The organism is Mobilisporobacter senegalensis (assembly GCF_003752155.1).
Lineage (GTDB): Bacteria > Bacillota > Clostridia > Lachnospirales > Lachnospiraceae > Mobilisporobacter > Mobilisporobacter senegalensis.
This window is the reverse complement of sequence record NZ_RJVG01000001.1, coordinates 1-18,977: the sequence shown is the minus strand read 5'-3', so window position 1 is coordinate 18,977 and position 18,977 is coordinate 1. Positions and strand designations below refer to the sequence as shown.

14 protein-coding genes are annotated in these 18,977 nt (G+C 33.7%); 12 read left to right on the top strand and 2 right to left on the bottom strand.

Annotated features, from left to right (window positions below):
* The first annotated feature begins 14 nt into the window (after positions 1-14).
* The 6 genes from EDD66_RS00070 (at position 15) to EDD66_RS00045 (ending at position 8,191) form a co-directional block, all read left to right on the top strand.
* Positions 15-2,138 (top strand): COG1361 S-layer family protein, encoded by a 2,124-nt coding sequence (locus EDD66_RS00070; protein ID WP_123607507.1) that lies wholly within the window; start codon positions 15-17, stop codon positions 2,136-2,138.
* Positions 2,139-2,149: 11 nt separating this feature from the next.
* The gene (locus EDD66_RS00065) at positions 2,150-2,452 is read left to right on the top strand and encodes a hypothetical protein (protein ID WP_123607506.1); all 303 of its coding nucleotides are present in this window, start codon (positions 2,150-2,152) and stop codon (positions 2,450-2,452) included.
* A gap of 21 nt (positions 2,453-2,473) precedes the next feature.
* Positions 2,474-3,802, top strand: a complete 1,329-nt coding sequence (locus tag EDD66_RS00060; RefSeq protein ID WP_123607505.1) for an ABC transporter permease — start codon at positions 2,474-2,476, stop codon at positions 3,800-3,802.
* A 250-nt stretch (positions 3,803-4,052) separates the two neighbouring features.
* The gene (gene gltX, locus EDD66_RS00055; RefSeq protein ID WP_123607504.1) at positions 4,053-5,519 is read left to right on the top strand and encodes a glutamate--tRNA ligase; all 1,467 of its coding nucleotides are present in this window, start codon (positions 4,053-4,055) and stop codon (positions 5,517-5,519) included.
* 1 nt (position 5,520) lies between these two features.
* Positions 5,521-7,527 carry an ATP-dependent helicase gene (locus EDD66_RS00050; protein ID WP_123607503.1) on the top strand — a complete coding sequence of 669 codons (2,007 nt, stop codon included), beginning with the start codon at positions 5,521-5,523 and terminating at the stop codon, positions 7,525-7,527.
* Positions 7,528-7,666: 139 nt separating this feature from the next.
* Entirely contained in the window at positions 7,667-8,191 is a 525-nt protein-coding gene (locus EDD66_RS00045; protein ID WP_123607502.1) for a DUF4358 domain-containing protein, read from the top strand.
* A gap of 101 nt (positions 8,192-8,292) precedes the next feature.
* Here EDD66_RS00045 and EDD66_RS00040 read toward each other — a convergent pair whose 3' ends face one another.
* Positions 8,293-8,646, bottom strand: coding sequence for a DUF1292 domain-containing protein (locus tag EDD66_RS00040; protein WP_123607501.1), 354 nt, complete (start codon positions 8,644-8,646; stop codon positions 8,293-8,295).
* A gap of 275 nt (positions 8,647-8,921) precedes the next feature.
* Here EDD66_RS00040 and EDD66_RS00035 point away from each other — a divergent pair, with 275 nt between their 5' ends.
* From EDD66_RS00035 to EDD66_RS00010, 6 genes are all read left to right on the top strand, one after another.
* Positions 8,922-9,515, top strand: coding sequence for a hypothetical protein (locus EDD66_RS00035; RefSeq protein WP_123607500.1), 594 nt, complete (start codon positions 8,922-8,924; stop codon positions 9,513-9,515).
* Positions 9,516-9,674: 159 nt separating this feature from the next.
* The gene (locus EDD66_RS00030) at positions 9,675-12,152 is read left to right on the top strand and encodes an ATP-dependent DNA helicase (protein ID WP_123607499.1); all 2,478 of its coding nucleotides are present in this window, start codon (positions 9,675-9,677) and stop codon (positions 12,150-12,152) included.
* A complete protein-coding gene (locus tag EDD66_RS00025; RefSeq protein ID WP_123607498.1) occupies positions 12,145-12,804 on the top strand; it encodes an HAD family hydrolase in 660 nt (219 codons plus the stop codon). The genes EDD66_RS00030 and EDD66_RS00025 overlap by 8 nt, the downstream gene beginning before the upstream one ends.
* A 4-nt stretch (positions 12,805-12,808) precedes the next feature.
* Positions 12,809-13,963, top strand: a complete 1,155-nt coding sequence (locus EDD66_RS00020) for an exonuclease SbcCD subunit D (RefSeq protein WP_123607497.1) — start codon at positions 12,809-12,811, stop codon at positions 13,961-13,963.
* Positions 13,960-17,103: an AAA family ATPase gene (locus tag EDD66_RS00015; RefSeq protein WP_123607496.1), complete on the top strand. Its 3,144-nt coding sequence runs from the start codon at positions 13,960-13,962 to the stop codon at positions 17,101-17,103. Before EDD66_RS00020 ends, EDD66_RS00015 begins: the two co-directional genes overlap by 4 nt.
* Before the next feature lie 22 nt (positions 17,104-17,125).
* Entirely contained in the window at positions 17,126-17,728 is a 603-nt protein-coding gene (locus EDD66_RS00010) for an HAD family hydrolase (RefSeq protein ID WP_123607495.1), read from the top strand.
* 102 nt (positions 17,729-17,830) lie between these two features.
* On the opposite strand, the gene EDD66_RS00005 is transcribed toward EDD66_RS00010, so the two are convergent.
* Entirely contained in the window at positions 17,831-18,754 is a 924-nt protein-coding gene (locus EDD66_RS00005) for a diacylglycerol/lipid kinase family protein (protein WP_123607494.1), read from the bottom strand.
* Between the last annotated feature and the right edge of the window lie 223 nt (positions 18,755-18,977).

The window sequence follows — 18,977 nt, the reverse complement described above, 5'->3', positions numbered from 1 at the left end:
AGAGGGATAGAAGAATGAAATCAGTGAAAAAGTTACTTGTGTTATTTGTAATATCAATTTTAGTAGTTGGAAATATACCTAATCCAAATGTTTATATTGTAAATGCCTCGTCTACAGATGATGATGGGAATGATATAATCACTCCGGAAATAATTCCGACACAAAATATAGGGGCTACGACTATAATTCCAGGTGAAACTGCACATATTTCTATTTTTGTAAGATTGAATACATATATTGATGACCAGACCATATCAATAGAATCTGCAGATCCTCATATAGAGATAATCTCAGATATAACCTTGACCAGACCCAACAGTCAGCCGCCGGTAAAATTAGAAAGTAACATGGAAACGAAACTGGAGTTTGATGTGCTTGTAAAAGATACAACCAAAAAAGGGAATTATAATTTGACTTTAAAGGCATCAGGAGTGGATATTCATGATAAGTTTCATTCTGAGATTACCATGAAGCAGCCTATTATTATTAAAGTTCCTTCACAAAAAACACAACCTGAATTAGTGGTTGCAGATCTGAATATGCCGGAAAATGTGAAAGCGGGCATGGAGTTCAATGTTGATTTTACACTTACCAACACTGGTGGTCTGATGGCAAAAAATACAATTGTAACTATAGATGGATTTGCAGCAGATGGGATCATTCCTGCTTATAGTAAGAGCAGGTTTAACAAGGGAGATATTAAGACTTCAGGCTCTGAGGCTGTTTCAATCCCTTTGAAGGTATCTAATGATGCAGTCGGCGGTTACAAATCATTGACCATAAAGATAACTTGCAAAGACAGTGATGAGAATGACTATACCTTTGAAACGCCAATATATATCAATATCAAAGGAGGAAGTTCATTAGGAGATCCAAACCTGTTGATCACAGATGTTATACAAAGTGTAAGTTCTCCAATGGCAGGAGGTAAGGTTACCATTTCTTTCAATATGGAGAATAGAAGTAATAGTGATTTAAAAGAAATAAAAATCACTCCTACGAATTTAACGAATGCTAATTTCAGTCCTATAAAATCCGAACCATATAAATATATCAGCCTTTTGACTTCAGGCAGTAAGAAAAAAGTAAGTCTGAATCTTAATGTATCTAAGGATATTGCTGAGGGCCTGAATGAACTGGATATCAGTTATACCTATAAAGATGATACAGGAAAAGCATTTGGTCCTGTTACTGCTAAATTATTTGTCCTTAATGTTCAAAATGCTGATGAAGGAAGTACACCAAAACTAATTATCAGTGACTTTAAAACAAGTGAGGAGAACTTAAAAGCCGGGAAATCCTTTGATTTTAGCTTCGATGTTCTTAATACCAATAGTAATGTCAGTGCAAGAAATATTAAGGTTACTCTTTCTTCTACCGACAATGTTTTTTCAGTTACAAAAGGAAGCAATAGCTTTTATATTCCAATTATTAAGGCAGGAGAAACAAAGCATAATACAATGAACCTTAAAGTAAAAGCAGATTCCGTTACCAAAGCATATCCCCTTGAAATTAAGTTTGAATATGAATATGAAGGGATGCCGGTTCCAGAAGATGGTACGATCTCAACAGGTGTTACTGTTTCAGAAATCATCAATCTACAGGTTATGGAAAATGCCAGACCTGTGGTAAGCAATATAATGATGGGATACGGGGAAATACCTATCGTAAATACACCAACTACTTTAAATTTTGAATTCTATAATCTTGGTAAATCTGTTCTAAGTAATGTAACTGCCAAAATAGATGGTACTGATTTTACGGCTTCCAGTGCAATGCTGTTTATTGGTAATGTGGAAGCAGGTTCTGGAGATGTTTATGAAATAGAAATCACACCAATGATCGAAGGCTTAGCGAAAGGTAATTTAATTATTTCTTATGAGGACAGCAATGGAGATACAATTGAGGTACCAACACCATTTGAATCTACTGTAGATCCTATGCCTGCATTTAATCCTGATGAGTCTGATCCTGGTATGAATCCTCTTCCTCCAGAAACTAAGAAAGAAATCGTAAATTTACCAGTATTCATAATCATTCAGATAGTTCTGTTTTTCATTATGATTCCAATTGGCCGCAAAGTAAAACTGGAATTGTATAAGAAGAAATTACATAAGCAAGAAGAAAATTCAATTTAAGGGGGATTATAATGAAAATATTAATAGATAACGATTTAAATACAACTATAATATTTAATAATATGCCTGTCGGTATAATGCAGGCCAAAGACGTTATGGTAGTAGACGGAGGCGCGGTTTCGGGAGAAGGAGCTATGGAAGGTGACCCGGGGATGTATGGTGAGAATATAGAAGGAATGCAAAAAGATCCTCTATTAGCCAGCTGGCCATTTGTAGCAGGAATCTCTTTGGCTACGATAGTCCTTGGTCTGACTATCGGAATCCTCTTAGCGAAAAAGAGAATAAAAAAAGGAATTGTACTCTATGAAGATTAACCTGGAAAGGAATCTAAGACTATGAGAATAAGTGATTTGATGAAAATGGGACTTAAGAATCTAAGTCGTAGAAAGGCCAGAACCGCATTAACCATTATTGGAGTTGTGATTGGAACTTTATCAATTGTTATTATGATTTCTATCGGTATAGGTATGAATACCAGTTTTAGAACACAGGTCATGGAATTGGGTTCTTTAACTACAGTAACAATTCAAAAGAATGCTGCTATCTTTGATAAAGATGGCAATTATATAAATTCCAAAGAGCAGGCTATGGATGATAATCTTGTAAATCAAGTGAAGCAGATAGAACATGTAAAGGTTGTTTCTCCGGTAATATATAGAAGTGCTGTTATGTACAGTGGTAAATATCGCAGTGATTTTCAGATATTTGCTATGGACTATAATGCCTTTAAGGAATTTGGATTCCCAGCTCTCACCTATGGCAGTATGCCAACGGCAGAGAATAAAGATGTATTTTTAGTTGGCTCAGACGTAGGAATGAATTTTTATAATCCTGGCAGCCGTATGTATCAACAAAAACAAATAGATTTTTCGAAAGATAAAATCAAACTATCCTTTAATGGGTGGGATTATCAGATGGATCCTAAGAAAAAAGAAAAGAAAGTTCAATTAAAAGATATAGCGATAATGGAAAAAAGCAATAATGAATATGATTGGAACTGCTATGTAGACATTTCTTTCTTTATGGATCATTATAAAGATTACATAAAAACTTTGAAGGCAGAAGATCGAAAGAAAGCAGAAAAAGCTTTAAGAAATTATGACCAGATACGTATCAATGTTGATAATATTAAAAATGTAGAAGAAGTTCAGGATGCAATTACTGATCTGGGTTATGCTTCTGAAAGTTTAAGTATGTATTTAAAGCCAATGGAAGAAACATCAAAAATGTTACAGCTGGTTCTTGGTGGTGTTGGTGCAGTTGCAATGTTAGTGTCTGCAATCAGTATAGCGAATACAATGGTTATGTCCATATATGAAAGAACGAAAGAAATCGGTGTTATGAAAGTACTCGGCTGTGTGATCAGAGATGTGAAAAAGTTATTTTTATTTGAAGCTGCTATGATAGGATTGTTTGGTGGAATTATTGGTGTCATTATTAGTTATATAGCATCTTTTTGTATTAATAAATTTGGGGCACCAATCTTCTCTTCTATTATGAATAATGGCTGGGGACAAAATGAGGTTACTAAGTTTTCAATTATTCCCATTTGGTTACCTTTATTAGCTGCTGGTTTTGCTATGGCAGTAGGTATTCTTTCCGGTTACTATCCTGCAAACCGGGCAACCAAGATCAGTGCTATTGAAGCTATGAAGTCAGAGTAAGGAATTCAGACATGTTACGGGTGTTTAAAAGCTAGATTATACTATTTTTATTAGTTATAGGATGCTTTTAAACACCCTGTTTCTATGAATAACTTTAATTTTCCATCAAATTCATATAGTGTTTAGCCGATTCTATGAATTTAAATCATAATGAGTTACATATTGAAAAGAAATGGGAAGTGGTATATAATTTTTCCAGAATGGATTAAAATATATGGAAAGAAAAGAAAAAACATTTAGGAGTGAAAACATGAGTAAAGTAAGGACAAGATTTGCGCCAAGCCCAACAGGAAGAATGCATGTTGGTAATTTAAGAACTGCATTATATGCATATTTAATTACAAAACATGAAGGTGGAGATTTTCTTTTAAGAATAGAGGATACAGACCAGGAAAGATTTGTTGAGGGAGCCTTAGAAATAATTTATCGTACCCTAGAGAAAACAGGTTTAATTCATGATGAAGGACCAGATAAAGATGGCGGATTTGGCCCATATGTTCAAAGTGAGCGTCAGGCACAAGGATTATATTTAGAATATGCGAAGCAACTGGTGGATAAAGGGGAAGCATATTATTGTTTCTGTACGAAAGAAAGACTGGAAACATTAAAAAGTTCAGCCACTACGGAAGATGGAAAAGAGATTGCTAAATATGATAAACATTGCTTACATTTATCAAAAGAAGAAGTAGAGGCAAACCTTAAGGCGGGGATCCCTTATGTGATCAGACAGAACAATCCCACAGAGGGAACTACTACTTTTTCAGATATTATTTTTGGAGATATTACAGTAGATAATGAAGAATTAGACGATATGATTTTGATCAAATCTGATGGATATCCAACTTATAATTTTGCTAATGTGGTGGACGACCATCTTATGGAGATTACCCATGTAGTCAGAGGAAATGAGTACCTCTCTTCTACTCCAAAATATAATCGTCTCTATAATGCATTTGGTTGGGACATTCCAGTTTATGTCCACTGTCCTATCATTACCAATGAAGAACACAAGAAATTAAGTAAACGTTCCGGGCATTCTTCTTATGAAGATTTAATTGAGCAAGGCTTTGTAACAGAAGCTGTTGTAAATTATGTATCACTCCTTGGGTGGAGTCCTTCCGGTAATGAGGAGATTTTTACATTAGATGAGTTAATAAAAGAGTTTGATTATCATCATATTAATAAATCACCGGCTGTATTTGACATGGTCAAGTTAAGATGGATGAATGGTATATACATTACTAATATGGACACGGAAACATATTATAAGATGGCATTGCCATATATCAAAGAAGTGATCAGGAAAGAACTTGATATTAAAAAAATTGCAGATTTAGTAAAAACCAGAATTGAGACATTCTTAGATATTAAAGAACATATAGACTTCTTTGAAGAATTGCCGGAATATGATATTTCCATGTATACTCATAAAAAGATGAAAACCAATGAGCAGACTTCACTGGAAGTTTTAAAAGAACTGCTTCCAATCTTTGAAGAACAGGAAGATTATAGCAATGATGCATTATATGCAGCATTGATCCAATATGTAGAAAAGAAGGGCTGTAAGAATGGATATGCCATGTGGCCGATTCGTACTGCAGTTTCGGGAAAACAATCAACACCAGGCGGCGCTACAGAGATTATGGAAATCCTAGGTAAAGAAGAGTCTTTATCAAGAATCCGTATAGCAATTGAAAAATTAAGTCAGGAAATATAGAATGAATTTTAATGTATCACAAGAAAAGGCAATTACTCACGGCAAGGGACCCATGATGGTCCTTGCCGGGCCTGGTTCTGGTAAAACATTAGTAATTACGAGACGGACAAAATATCTCATTGAGGAGTATGGAGTGGATCCAAGGAATATTCTTGTAATTACATTTACCAAAGCCGCGGCAAATGAAATGCGGGAGAGATTTCAAAAATTGATGGGAGAGAACCACATACCAGTTAATTTTGGGACTTTTCACGCAATCTTTTTTACTATCTTAAAATATGCATATCACTTTAATTCTGGTAACATTCTAAAAGAAGATCAAAAGAAACAATTTATGAGAGAAATCATCGAAAAACTTGATTTAGAAATTGAAGATGAGAAAGATTTTATAAATGGTATTGAAAATGAGATCAGTCTGGTTAAAGGTGAGAGAATTAACCTTGATCATTACTATTCCATCAACTGTTCAGAAGATATATTCAAAAAAATATATGAAGAATATGATAATCGGCTCCGCAGGGCTAATTTAATAGATTTTGACGATATGCTCGTATATTGTTATGAGCTTTTAAAAGAGAGAAAAGATATCCTTAAAATCTGGCAGGATAAATTCCGATATATATTAATTGATGAATTCCAGGATATTAATAAAATTCAGTATGATATTATCAGACTTCTTGCGAAGCCGGAAGATAATCTATTTATTGTTGGTGATGATGATCAGTCGATTTATCGATTCCGTGGTGCAAAGCCAGAGATCATGCTTAACTTTGAGAAAGATTATATGAATGCAAAAAGTGTTTTATTGGATGTAAATTACCGATCCACAGTTAAAATCATAGAGGGTGCAAAAAGAGTTGTTAAAAATAATATGAAACGGTTTAGTAAGAATATCATAACCATCAATTCAGAAGGAGAAGATATTCAGCTCAAAACTTTTAAAGAGCTGGCTTTAGAAAATCAAACCATTATTGATGAAGTGCTCTCCTATCAAAAGAAAGGTATTCCATTATCAGAAATTGCAATTTTATTCAGGACCAATACCCAGCCAAGAGCCTTATTAGAAAAATTTATGGAATATAATATACCATTTAAGATGAAGGATTCCATGCCTAATATTTATGAACACTGGATTGCTAAAAATTTAATTGGATATATTAAACTTGCCATGGGTCAAAAAGATCGAAGCCTATTTTTACAGATCATGAATCGGCCAAAACGATATATTAGCAGAGAATATTTAACAGAGACTACGGTTGATTTTGAGCAATTAAAGAGAAAATACTCTGACAAGGACTGGATGATAGAACGTATTGAGAAATTGGAATATGATTTGAAAATGCTGTCAAACATGAATCCATTCTCAGGAATTAATTACATACGCAAAGGGATTGGTTACGAAGAATATCTGAAAGAATATGCAGACTACAGAAGAATAAAGATAGATGAATTACTGGAAGTTCTGGATGAAATTCAGGAAAGTGCAAAAAACTATAAAACATATGAAGAATGGTTTACCCATATAGAAGAATATGCATTAGAATTAGCAGAGCAGGCTAAAAATCAAAGAGAGAATGATATAGATAGTATTACTATGACAACCATGCATTCTTCCAAAGGTTTGGAATATGAAGTGGTATTTATTATTGATGCCAATGAGGGTATTACACCTCATCATAAAGCAATGCTTGAAGTGGATATGGAAGAAGAGAGGCGTATGTTTTATGTGGCTATGACAAGAGCCAGGAAATATCTTCATATTTATTCTGTAAAAGAACGATATAACAAAGAATTAGAGATTTCAAGATTTGTAGGAGAACTTCTTCTTGATATATCAGAATTAAAGACAGGTGCCTGGATTGAACATAAAATGTATGGCCCCGGAGAAATTAAGCAGAATAAAGATGGGAAATTAATCATTTATTTTAAAAATATAAAAAAAGAAAGAACCTTGGATCTTAATTTTTGCGTGAATCATCATATGCTAAAACTTATCAACAAAAAATAAGAACTTTCAATCTCTGTGATGAATCGGCAATCTATAAACATTCAATGAGTAATTAAATAAATTTCGGGATAAACTACTTATATAAGCAATTTTACTTACATCAAGTGAAACTTAATTCTATTGAAGAAAAGGTGATGGCATGAATCGATATAAATTAGTAGTAATATCCTTGATATTTTCTATGTGTTTTACAGCTTGTAGTACTAAGCCGAAAGAACCAAAGGTGAAGGTCGCAGACCTTATGGACCAGATTACTGATAAGGTGGCAAAAGATTATAAAATATCCAATGAAGAACAATTGGGATATAAACGATTAGATTTTCTGGAAGAAGATAGTAAGGATATTATCTCTACTATAAATTTAAAGAAGGATACCATTGAAGAAGGTTTTTACTTAGCAGATGCTACCGGAAAAACATCAGATCGAATAATGATAGCGAAAGCAAAAAAGGATACGGACATTAAAGGAATTGCTGATGCATTTCGAAAAATGAAGGAAACACAGGACAAAGAGTGGAAAAAGAAACAAAAAACAGAATATAAAAAAGTAAAAGATGCGTTAGTTGTGACTAAGAATAAATATGTTTATTATATCGTTTATGATGATATGGAAAGCATCAATAAAATTATTTCTGATGGTATTGTAAATTCTAAAAAATCTTAATATATCAAATGGATTTTAATAAAGAGATTCCAATTTAATATGAATTAACAAAAGAGTGTATCTTTATCCTGATGGATTAAGATACACTCTTTTAAAGAATACTATTCTTCGTCTTCTAACATTTCTTCGAATTCTTCATCATCTAATAATTCATCAAAAGCGTCAGCAACTTTTTCATATTCATTATCATCTTCAATATTAAGAAGTTCAAGCTCATTATTTTCGTGTTCAATGAAACGATATAAATATACTTCGCCTTCACCTTCTTCATTTTCCATTTCTTCAATTGGTACTAATGCAATATATTGGTTATCACCAACTGGGAAGATGGATAAAACAGCACATTCTAATTCAGAACCATCATCTAAAGTTAATGTAACAGTCATTTCTTCGCCATGGTCATGTCCACAGTCGCAACCATTTTCACAGTTATGATCATGCATATGTTCGCTCATAAATATACCTCTTTTCTGATTTAATTAAACTACAACTAGACTGTAACAGAAAGAAATAAAAAAAGCAAGATAAATGGTAAAATTTTATCTTAATTCTAATGATTGTAAAAGTCTATAATTCTTTGTTTTTGTCATCTTTTAGTATAAAGAAACTGAGAAAAAATATACTCGTTAAATTTATGAAAAAAATTGTTAAAAAATATTGACTTTATTGGAAAATGGAATAAAATTAGAGGGTATAAAACTTTTAAACCAAAAGAGAGGAGAAACATTCAGTGGTTACAACCAATGCTAATGATAGCAGACCAAGAGAAAACCGTGGCAGAGAGGCCGGAACAAGAGAGAATAATTATCAACCTAGAGGGAATCGCGAAAATGGAACAAACAATCGCGAATACAGACCTTACAATAGCGAGGGCCGAGAGAAAAAACCCTATAACAAAGAAGGAAGAGAAAATAGACCTTATAACAGAGAAGGCCGGCCAAACAATAACGGTGGTTATAACAAGGATGGAAGATCTGGAGGCTTTAAGAGTAGAGATAATAGAAACACCGGATATAATGGCTATAACAAAGATAAAGATGAAATGGATGATAACAGATTTAGCAAAAGCCGTATAAAAGATAACGGTGCAAAGCAGGCATCTTCGAAAGAGAAAGAACAGCAACCTGACAAGTTTGAGACTATGAGAAGACTTGAGAAGGAAAAGAAAGCTATGCAAAAGAAGAAAGTCGAAGATAGTAAAAAATCTGAAAAATCCGCGAAACCAGTTATGAAGAAAAAGAGAGCAAATAACATAGACTGGACCAAAGGTTATGAAAATGGATTATATGGCGATGATGATGAAGATTACACAATGTATCTTTAATCATATTGATAAATAAGTTTCACTTGATTGCACCACTGTAGGGAATACCTATGGTGGTGTTTTTTAATACCTGGGAAGTCCCCAATCTGATAGTGACTTTATTTATGTAATCTGCTATGATGTAAATGTATTTAGGATATGAATTAGGCAGGAACCATTATGTATCGAATAAAAGACAATATAATTAAAATATCAGTAAGAAATCTTGTAGAATTTATCCTCCGTTCTGGTGACCTTGACAATCGGGTCGCAGGAGGTGCAGATACGGATGCAATGAGAGAAGGCAGTAAGATCCATCGAATGCTTCAAAAACAGATGGGTTCTAATTATGATGCAGAAGTTCCTTTAAGTATAGAAGTGCCATTGATGCAGGATGGACATGAAATCATGGTACAAGTAGAAGGAAGAGCAGATGGAATTATACACTGTGAAGAAACTTCTTTTAATACTATGGATACGGAACTATTAAAACCAGGGATTGTTATAGATGAGATAAAAGGAGTGTATCAGGAATTGTCTTTTATAAAAGAGCCAATCAGGGTACACATGGCTCAGGCCAAGTGTTATGCATATATATATTCAAATCAAAATGACTTAGACAGAATTGGTGTCAGGATGACTTATTGTAATATGGATACCAAAGCTGTGAAATATTTTGAAGAAGAATATGATTATATAGATCTTAAGAAATGGTTTGACGAATTAATCCAGGAATTTGGGAAATGGGTAATCTGGCAATATAAATGGATTCAGACTCGTAATGAAACCATAAGAGGCTTAGAGTTCCCTTTTGAATATAGATCAGGGCAAAAACAATTAGTAACGGATGTTTACCGTACTATCATACGTAATAAAAAAGTTTATATCGAAGCGCCTACGGGGGTAGGAAAGACGATTTCAACAGTCTTTCCTGCAGTGAAAGCCATGGGGGAAGAGCTTACCAGCAAGATATTTTATCTTACTGCAAAAACAATTACAAGAACAGTTGCAGAAGAAACATACCGGATATTGGCAAATCATGGACTGAATATGAAAGTTGTAACTATCACAGCAAAAGATAAGATTTGTGTTTTAGATAAGATAGACTGTAATCCGGTGGCATGTGAACATGCGAAAGGCCATTATGACAGGGTAAATGACGCTGTTTATGATTTATTAACCAATGAAGGGGATATTACAAGAGATCTGATTGTTTCTTATGCTGCCAAATATAAAGTTTGTCCATTTGAGATGAGTCTGGACGTAACTTTATGGGCGGATAGTATTATTTGTGATTATAATTATGCGTTTGATCCCAATGTATATTTAAGACGTTTTTTTGTGAATGAAAAGAAAAATGACTATACTTTTTTGATTGATGAGGCTCATAATTTAGTGGATAGGGCCAGAGAAATGTATAGTGCACAGATATTTAAGGATCATATCTTAGAATGTAAGAGGATTATAAAAGGGAAAAGCCATAAATTAGAGAAAAAATTAGAAATATGCAACAAAGATCTTCTGAAATTAAAAAGAGAATGTGACGATTTTGAAGTAGTTGATAATATTAATGAGGTCGTGCTGCATCTTTTGGGGCTTGCCAGTGAATATGATGAATTTCTCCAGGAATTTAAAGCCTTTGATGAAAGAGAGAAAGTGTTACAATTATATTTTGATGTGAGACATTTTTTAAATATTTTTGAACTTTTAGATGAGAAATATGTAATATATAACGATTATGATGAAACAGAGGGTTTTCGGATACGGTTGCAATGTATGGATCCGTCTACGAATTTGCTTAGATGCTTAGAAAAGGGAAGAAGTGCAGTGTTTTTTTCAGCCACTTTATTGCCCATAGATTACTATAAATACCAGCTTGGTGGTGTGAAAGAAGATTATGCAATTTATACACCATCTCCATTTGACACAAGAAATCGTCTGATTATGATTGCAAAAGATGTAAGTACAAAGTATACCAGAAGAAGTGAAGAAGAATATCAAAGGATATTAGAATATATTTTTACCTTTGCCAAAGCAAAAACAGGTAACTACTTAGCGTTTTTTCCTTCTTATCAGATGATGAATCAGGTCTTTAGTCTGCTTGAAGGACAAATGGAAGAAAAGGAAAATGGAGAATTTGTCATAAATGATAAAGAGAATATGGAAACATCTCTGGAAATAGTCATTCAAAGAAGTAACATGACAGAATTACAAAAAGAAGAATTTCTGGATAGTTTTACTGTGAATCCATCGGTAATCCGTATGGGTTTCTGTGTTATGGGAGGCATCTTTAGTGAAGGAATTGACTTAAAACAGGACAGGCTTATAGGAGCAGTGATTGTAGGAACCGGGCTTCCCATGGTCTGCAATGAAAGAGAACTTTTTCGGAATTATTTTGAAGAAAGGACTTCTAAAGGGTTTGAATATGCCTATCTGTATAATGGAATGAATAAAGTATTGCAATCAGCCGGCAGGGTGATAAGAACAATGGATGATAAAGGAGCAATTTTGCTTTTAGATGACAGATTTCTTAATAAACAGTACCAATCTCTTTTCCCAAGAGAATGGTACCCTAATACAACAGTAGACAGGTTTTCCATGGAAGATATTTTAAAAGAGTTTTGGGTACAGGAAGAATTGGAGGATAACTATGTATAAAGCAGCAATATTTGATTTGGATGGAACAATCGCCGATACGGTAATATCTATCGCAGTGGCATGTAATAAAGCATTAGTGAAATGCGGGCTTATGGAAAGACCGATAGAAGAATACAACTATTATGCAGGGGATGGTGTAGATACACTTGTGAAAAGGGCACTATATGCAGCAGGAGATAAGGAGTATATTCACTATGATACAGCATTGGTACTTTATAAAGAAATATTTGAAGAATATTGTACTTATGAGGTAAAGGCATATGATGATATGAAAGAAACTTTAGAGTATATGAAGTCTAAGGGAATGAAACTGGCGGTGCTTACCAATAAGCCTCATGACAGGGCGGTTACCGTAGTTGAGAGCCTATATGGGAAGGATCTTTTTGATTATATATTGGGGCAGCAGGAAGGAATCGCCAAAAAGCCAGATCCGGAAGGGGCTTTGCTGGTAGCATCAAAACTTTCAGTAAATCCTTTGGAATGCATCTATGTTGGTGATACCAATGTAGACATGCAGACAGGAAATGCTTCAGGAATGTATACTGTTGGAGTTCTTTGGGGATTTCGTGATAGGAAAGAGCTGGAAGAGAATCATGCTCATGTTATAATTAAGAATCCCAGGGAACTAAAAGAACTTATCCTTAGGGGGTGATTTAGTGAAATTAATTCATACGTCAGATTTACATATTGGTAAGGTGATAAATGAATTTAGTATGTTAAAAGATCAAGAATATGCTTTAAAGCAGATCGCCAGGATAGCAAAAGAGGAAAAAGCGGACGGGCTGATTATTGCAGGTGATGTATATGATAGAAATATTCCGCCTTCAGAGGCAGTTGCTATTTTTGACCAGTTTGTAAGTGAACTGATAAAAGAAGGTATTCCCATACTTTTAATTAGTGGAAACCATGATTCACCAGAGAGATTGTCTTTTGCAAGCAGTATTCTGGAGAAAAAGAATTTTTATATCGCCGGTGTTTTTGACGGAACAGTAAAATGCGCCAGTTTTCATGACGAATATGGAGAGATAAATATATATTTAGTACCATATTTAAAACCTCCTGTTGTAAAACATATATTAGAGAAGGAAGAAATGGTATCTTATGAAGACAGTGTAAGAGCAATACTTAATACCATAGATTTAAATAAAAGTAAAAGAAATCTATTAGTAACTCATTATTTTGTTACAAATCTTGGAGAAGAGCCGGAACTTTCAGATTCTGAGACCCGTATTAGTGTGGGAGGCACAGATAATATAGATGTGTCTCTGTTTGATGGATTTGATTATGTAGCTTTAGGGCATATTCATGGTCCACAGAAAATAGGAAGGGATACGGTTCGTTATGCCGGGTCACCGCTAAAATATTCTTTCTCGGAAGTATTTCATAAGAAATCGGTAACAGTGATTGAATTAAAAGAGAAGGGAAATGTTGAGCTTCGTACAAGAGAAATAAAGCCACTTCATGATCTTAGAAAAGTGAAGGGAAAATTAGAAGAGTTAATGTCGAAAGAGGTTTATTCTATGGCGGATACCGGGGATTATCTTCAAGTGACGCTGACAAATCAGGAAGAATTAATTGATCCGATTGGTACCCTGAGAAGTGTATATCCCAACGTAATGCAGCTTATTTTAGAGAAAAATATTAAAAAGAATGATATGATAACAACTAAGACAGAACACATAAAGAATAAATCGACTTTAGAAATTTATAGAGAGTTCTATGAATCGGTAACAGAACAGGAATTTGATGAGGAAAGAAAAGCAGTCATGACATCTCTGATTGATGATATTGAAGGAGGTGGGCTTTTATGAAACCCGTACAATTGACAATGTGTGGATGGGGATCCTACCCTGAAAGAGCAGTTGTAGATTTTACTAAATTTTATAATGATGGATTGTTTCTTATTACCGGTCCTACCGGAGCGGGAAAAACTACAATATTTGATGCCATATCATTTGCTCTTTACGGAGATGTAAGTGGTAAAACGAGAGAGAAAACCACAGTAAGAAGTGATTTTGCATCTCCTGAAATTGATACATATGTAGAGCTGATTTTTCAACACAAAGGAATAGAGTATAAGATTCTAAGAACACCAAAATATTTAAGACCTAAGAAAAGAGGAGATGGTTTTACCACCTCCAATGAGACAGCGGAGCTGTCCATTAGCGACGATCCTCCAATTGTAAATCTGAATGATGTGAATCGAAAAATGAATGAAATTATGGGGATCAATTATGAGCAGTTTAAAAAGATTGCTATGATCGCACAAGGAGAGTTCCTTGAATTACTGGTACATTCAAAAGATCGTGTTGAAATTTTAAGAAATCTCTTTAAAACCAATCAATATGAGAAGTTACAGTATCTATTAGCGGACAAAGCAAAAACTTTGTACAGGCAGATAGAAGAATACAGACATAAAGTGGATGAAGCAATTCATTTAATAGATACAGGAGAGAATGAAGATTTATATCATTTATGTAATGCCTCAAACTATAATTATGAAAGTATTATAAATGCTTCCAAAGAGTATATTCAGATGGATAAAAAATCACTTTGTAATCAAGAGAAAGAGTTGTCTGATCTGGATAAACAAATCAAAGAATTAATTACTTCCATTACAAAGGGAGAACAATTAAATTATAATATAGATAAGTTAAACCAGGTAACTTTACTTATGAGCAGCAAATTAAAAGAACAAGACCAGATAAAAACTATGGAAACTGTTCTGGCGAAAGCTTTTAATGCTGAAAAAGTCAGGGCAGATGAAAGTATCTATCAGGACGCTCTTTTAAAATACATCAGTCTATCTGATAAGATAAGCTTGCTTAAAGATTCCATTATTGATTTAGAAGGAGAAGTTAAAAAAAGTAAGGAACAATATGAGGAGGCATTGAAAAAAGAAACTTCCATTGAAGATTTTCAGAATGAAAACATTATATTAGAAGGGTATCTGCCTTTAATTGAAGAACTAATAAAGATTCAGGATAAACTTGCTATATTGGAAGAAGAGATTCATTCTATTGAAAGAAAAGAAGAAGATCTTAGTGTTTTAGAAGAAGAGAAAAAAGTATTAAAAATCGAACTTGAGAAGGAATATGATTCTTATCAGAATATTGAACAGCATATTGGTGAAATTCATCTACTGCAGCAAATCGGGGAAACCAGGGATAGAATCTATCAGGATGCAATAAATCTTATCAACAATCTGTTTGTTGAAAGAGAAAAGCTTATCTCTTTCCAGGAAATATATGAAAAAGCCAATAGTGGATTAAAAGATTTAAGACATATTTATGAGAGTAAAGAAGAGTCTTACAAAAATGCAATTGTAGGTATTGTGGCAAAGATGGTAAAAGAAAAGGAACCATGTCCGGTCTGTGGATCATTAGAACACCCTTATGTTGCTAAAATTTCAGAGGCAGTACCCGATGAGAGAGAATTAGAAGAGTTAAATAAAAAATTAGAGAAGAAAAAAGAAGATTTTGATAATACATATCAAAGAACTGTTAAAAAAAGAACAGAGGTTGATAGTATTATGAAACAATTAGAAAAGCTTCTTGTAGAATTAGATATACCCTTTGAATCTATGGAGAATGACAATACAAAAGAATTGCTGGTGACTAGGAGGGAGGAACATTTAAATTATATAAAAAATCTTGAGAAGAAACTTAAGGAATTTACTTTATGTAAGAACCGAAAAGCAGATTTAAGAAAAGAAATGGATAAACTGGATGATTCTTTGGCTGAAATATTGGAACGAAGAAAAGAAAATACATTCATTTATAATGAAAGGAAAAGTGAACTGGATGTATTAAAAGGAAACATAGAGCAATTAATTTTACGGTTATCAAAACATTTTTCCAAAATACAGGGAAATGAGATAAACATCAAGGAACAAATTCAAAATCAGATGAAGGAGTTAAAGGCTAAGATTATTGAGTTTAAAGAAGAAATCCGGGTAGCAAAAGAAAATTATGAGCTACTACAATCCCGGCTGCTAAGTAATCAGACGCTATTAACCAACAGTGAGAACGAATATGAAGTATTACAAGGTGAAATTAATACAAAAAAATGCAGGTTCTTAAAATCTCTGGAAGAGAATATGTTTCAGACGGAAGAAGAGTATAAGAGGTCAATCCGTTCCAATGAGGAAATGGAAAGACTATCTGATCAAATCAAAGAATATTATGAACAACTTCAGTCTATGGAAAAGACAAAAATAGCTCTATCAGAACAGGTGGGAGAGGAGAGCCATGTTGATGTAGACGGGTTAAGAAGTTTACTGGAGCAGTTGGAAATTGACCAGAAAAATTTGCGGGATGGAAAAGAAAGAATTATTTCAAGAATCACCGGGAATCAGAAACTGACTGGATCAATGGAAATAAACCTTGAGAAGAAAAAGGAATTAGAAGTAGAATATGGTGTTATAAAAGACCTTGACAATGTCACCAGAGGTTATAATAAAGAAAGACTTGTTTTTGAACAATATGTACTGGCTTCCTATTTTGAAGATATTATTATGGCTGCAAATCAAAGATTATCTACAATGACCAATGGCAGATACGAATTGCTTAAAGTAGACAAAGTAGCGGATGCCAGAACAACAGATAGTCTTAATTTAGAGGTCCTTGATAATTATACAGGGAAAAAACGTTCGGTAAAAACATTATCTGGAGGTGAATCCTTTAAAGCGGCATTAGCTTTGGCATTAGGATTATCTGATATTGTTCAGAACAACGCAGGAGGTATTCAGATTGATACCATATTTATCGATGAAGGATTTGGTTCTCTCGATACGGAATCTTTAGATCAGGCATTGGATACCCTAACTTCTCTTACAGAACATAATCGTTTGATTGGAATTATATCCCATGTTAATGAACTAAAAGAAAGAATCGATAGCCAGATTATTGTAGAAAAATGTAATACTGGCAGTAAAATCAAAGTAGTGTGATCAGATAAAAGGAGATAAGCAGATGATTAATACAATTATACTGGATATTGGGCAAGTACTTGCTGATTTTTGTTGGAAGGAATATTTAGAGGAATGTGGTTATGATAAAGAGACCAGAGAAAGAATAAGCAAAGCGACTGTATTAGGAGAGTATTGGGGAGAACAGGACAGGGGAATTTTAAGTACCCATGAACTTATCCAGTTATGTGCCAGCAAAGATCCCGGCATGAAACAAGAAATCACGAAATTATTTGAAGATGTCTCTAAGCTGGTGGTAGAATATGATTATTCTGAAGATTTTGTGAAAGGCCTGAAGGCAAATGGTTATAAGGTGTATCTGCTATCCAATTTTGGAACGAATTATGAAACCTTAAAAGAATCCTTTCGTTTCTATCCATATGTAGATGGTGGAGTGATATCTTATGAAGTGAAACAGATAAAGCCGGAACCGGAAATTTATCAATCACTAATAAAGAAATATGATATTGATCCCCAAGAAGCAGTTTTCCTGGATGACAGGGAAGATAATCTTGAATCGGCAAAAGAGCTGGGCTTTCATACCGTAAAAGTAGAAAAATTTGAAAAGGCAGTGGAAGATTTAAGAGAATTAGGAGTGAAAATTTAAAGAATTCTACTTAAATGTAATTGAAAGGCACCTTAAATGTCAGTTCATACTTTCATATAAGGTGCATTTTTAAGTGGGTGCAATAACTATAAGCATACTATTTTATAAAAACATTCGGATCTGGTCCTTTGTGCAGGTTGCTACGATATGGTCATGAATTCCATAATATTCTCCATCTGTATGTACGTACATTTTTTTATCTGCCTTGATTTCAATTGTTTTGGCATCAAATATTTTTACACCTTTGAATAAGTGTTGTTTTCCTATAAATAGAGAAGGTAATAAAACAAGTGCTTTAATCTTAGGGATATCATAGATTACACACACAGATAATTTCTGATCCTGATAGCTGGCATTTGGTGTCATTATCAGTCCTCCGCCTTCGCATTTTTGAATCATACTGGCAATAAAAAAAACCTTTTTAAAATGATAGTTCTCAATTCCATCTACAATAATGTGAATATCTGAAGGGGTATGCTTCACTAAATTTTTAATGGCTATGACAGGATAAGTAAGCTTTCCAAGGCGAAGTTTATTCAAAATGATTTTTATATTTGAGTTTAATGCTTCAAAACAAACACTGGCATCAAATCCAATGCCCATGCTTACTGCAAATTTTCTCAGCTTTGTTTGGGATGGTGTCTGAATGATTCCATGGTCTACATATTCAAAATGTTTCCCGGTAAGTATTCTGTCTAATGCTATTAATGGGTCATTGGATATCTTTAGACCTCTAGCTAAATCATTGCTTGAACCGGAAGGAATATAACCGAGAATAACTTCGTTATAATTATCTATACCATTAATGACTTCATTCATTGTTCCATCTCCGCCAAGAACTATGATATTTTTAATCCCTTTATATGTATTACATATTTGAGTGGCTAGTTTAGTGGCATGATATTCATAATGTGTAAAGTGAAAGGCATAATGGACCTTCTTTTCGTCCAGCCCAGCCTGTACAATATGCCAGACTTTAAGTCCGTTCCCTGTGCGTGATTTTGGATTAATAATAAAATGATACATGTCTGTCTCGCTTTCTACGTAAACCTTCTTTTTAATGGAACCTTTTCAATAAATATAATATAGTCATATATTTATTGTCAATAAAATTAAAAATCAATCAGAGTCAATAAAATTAAAAATAATTTATACTGTCAAGGGTTTTTGATAATGTCCTTATAAACTTTAAACATTAGCACCAGATTTTTCTGGTGCTTTCTCCTTATGAAAAATGTATTTTCAATAC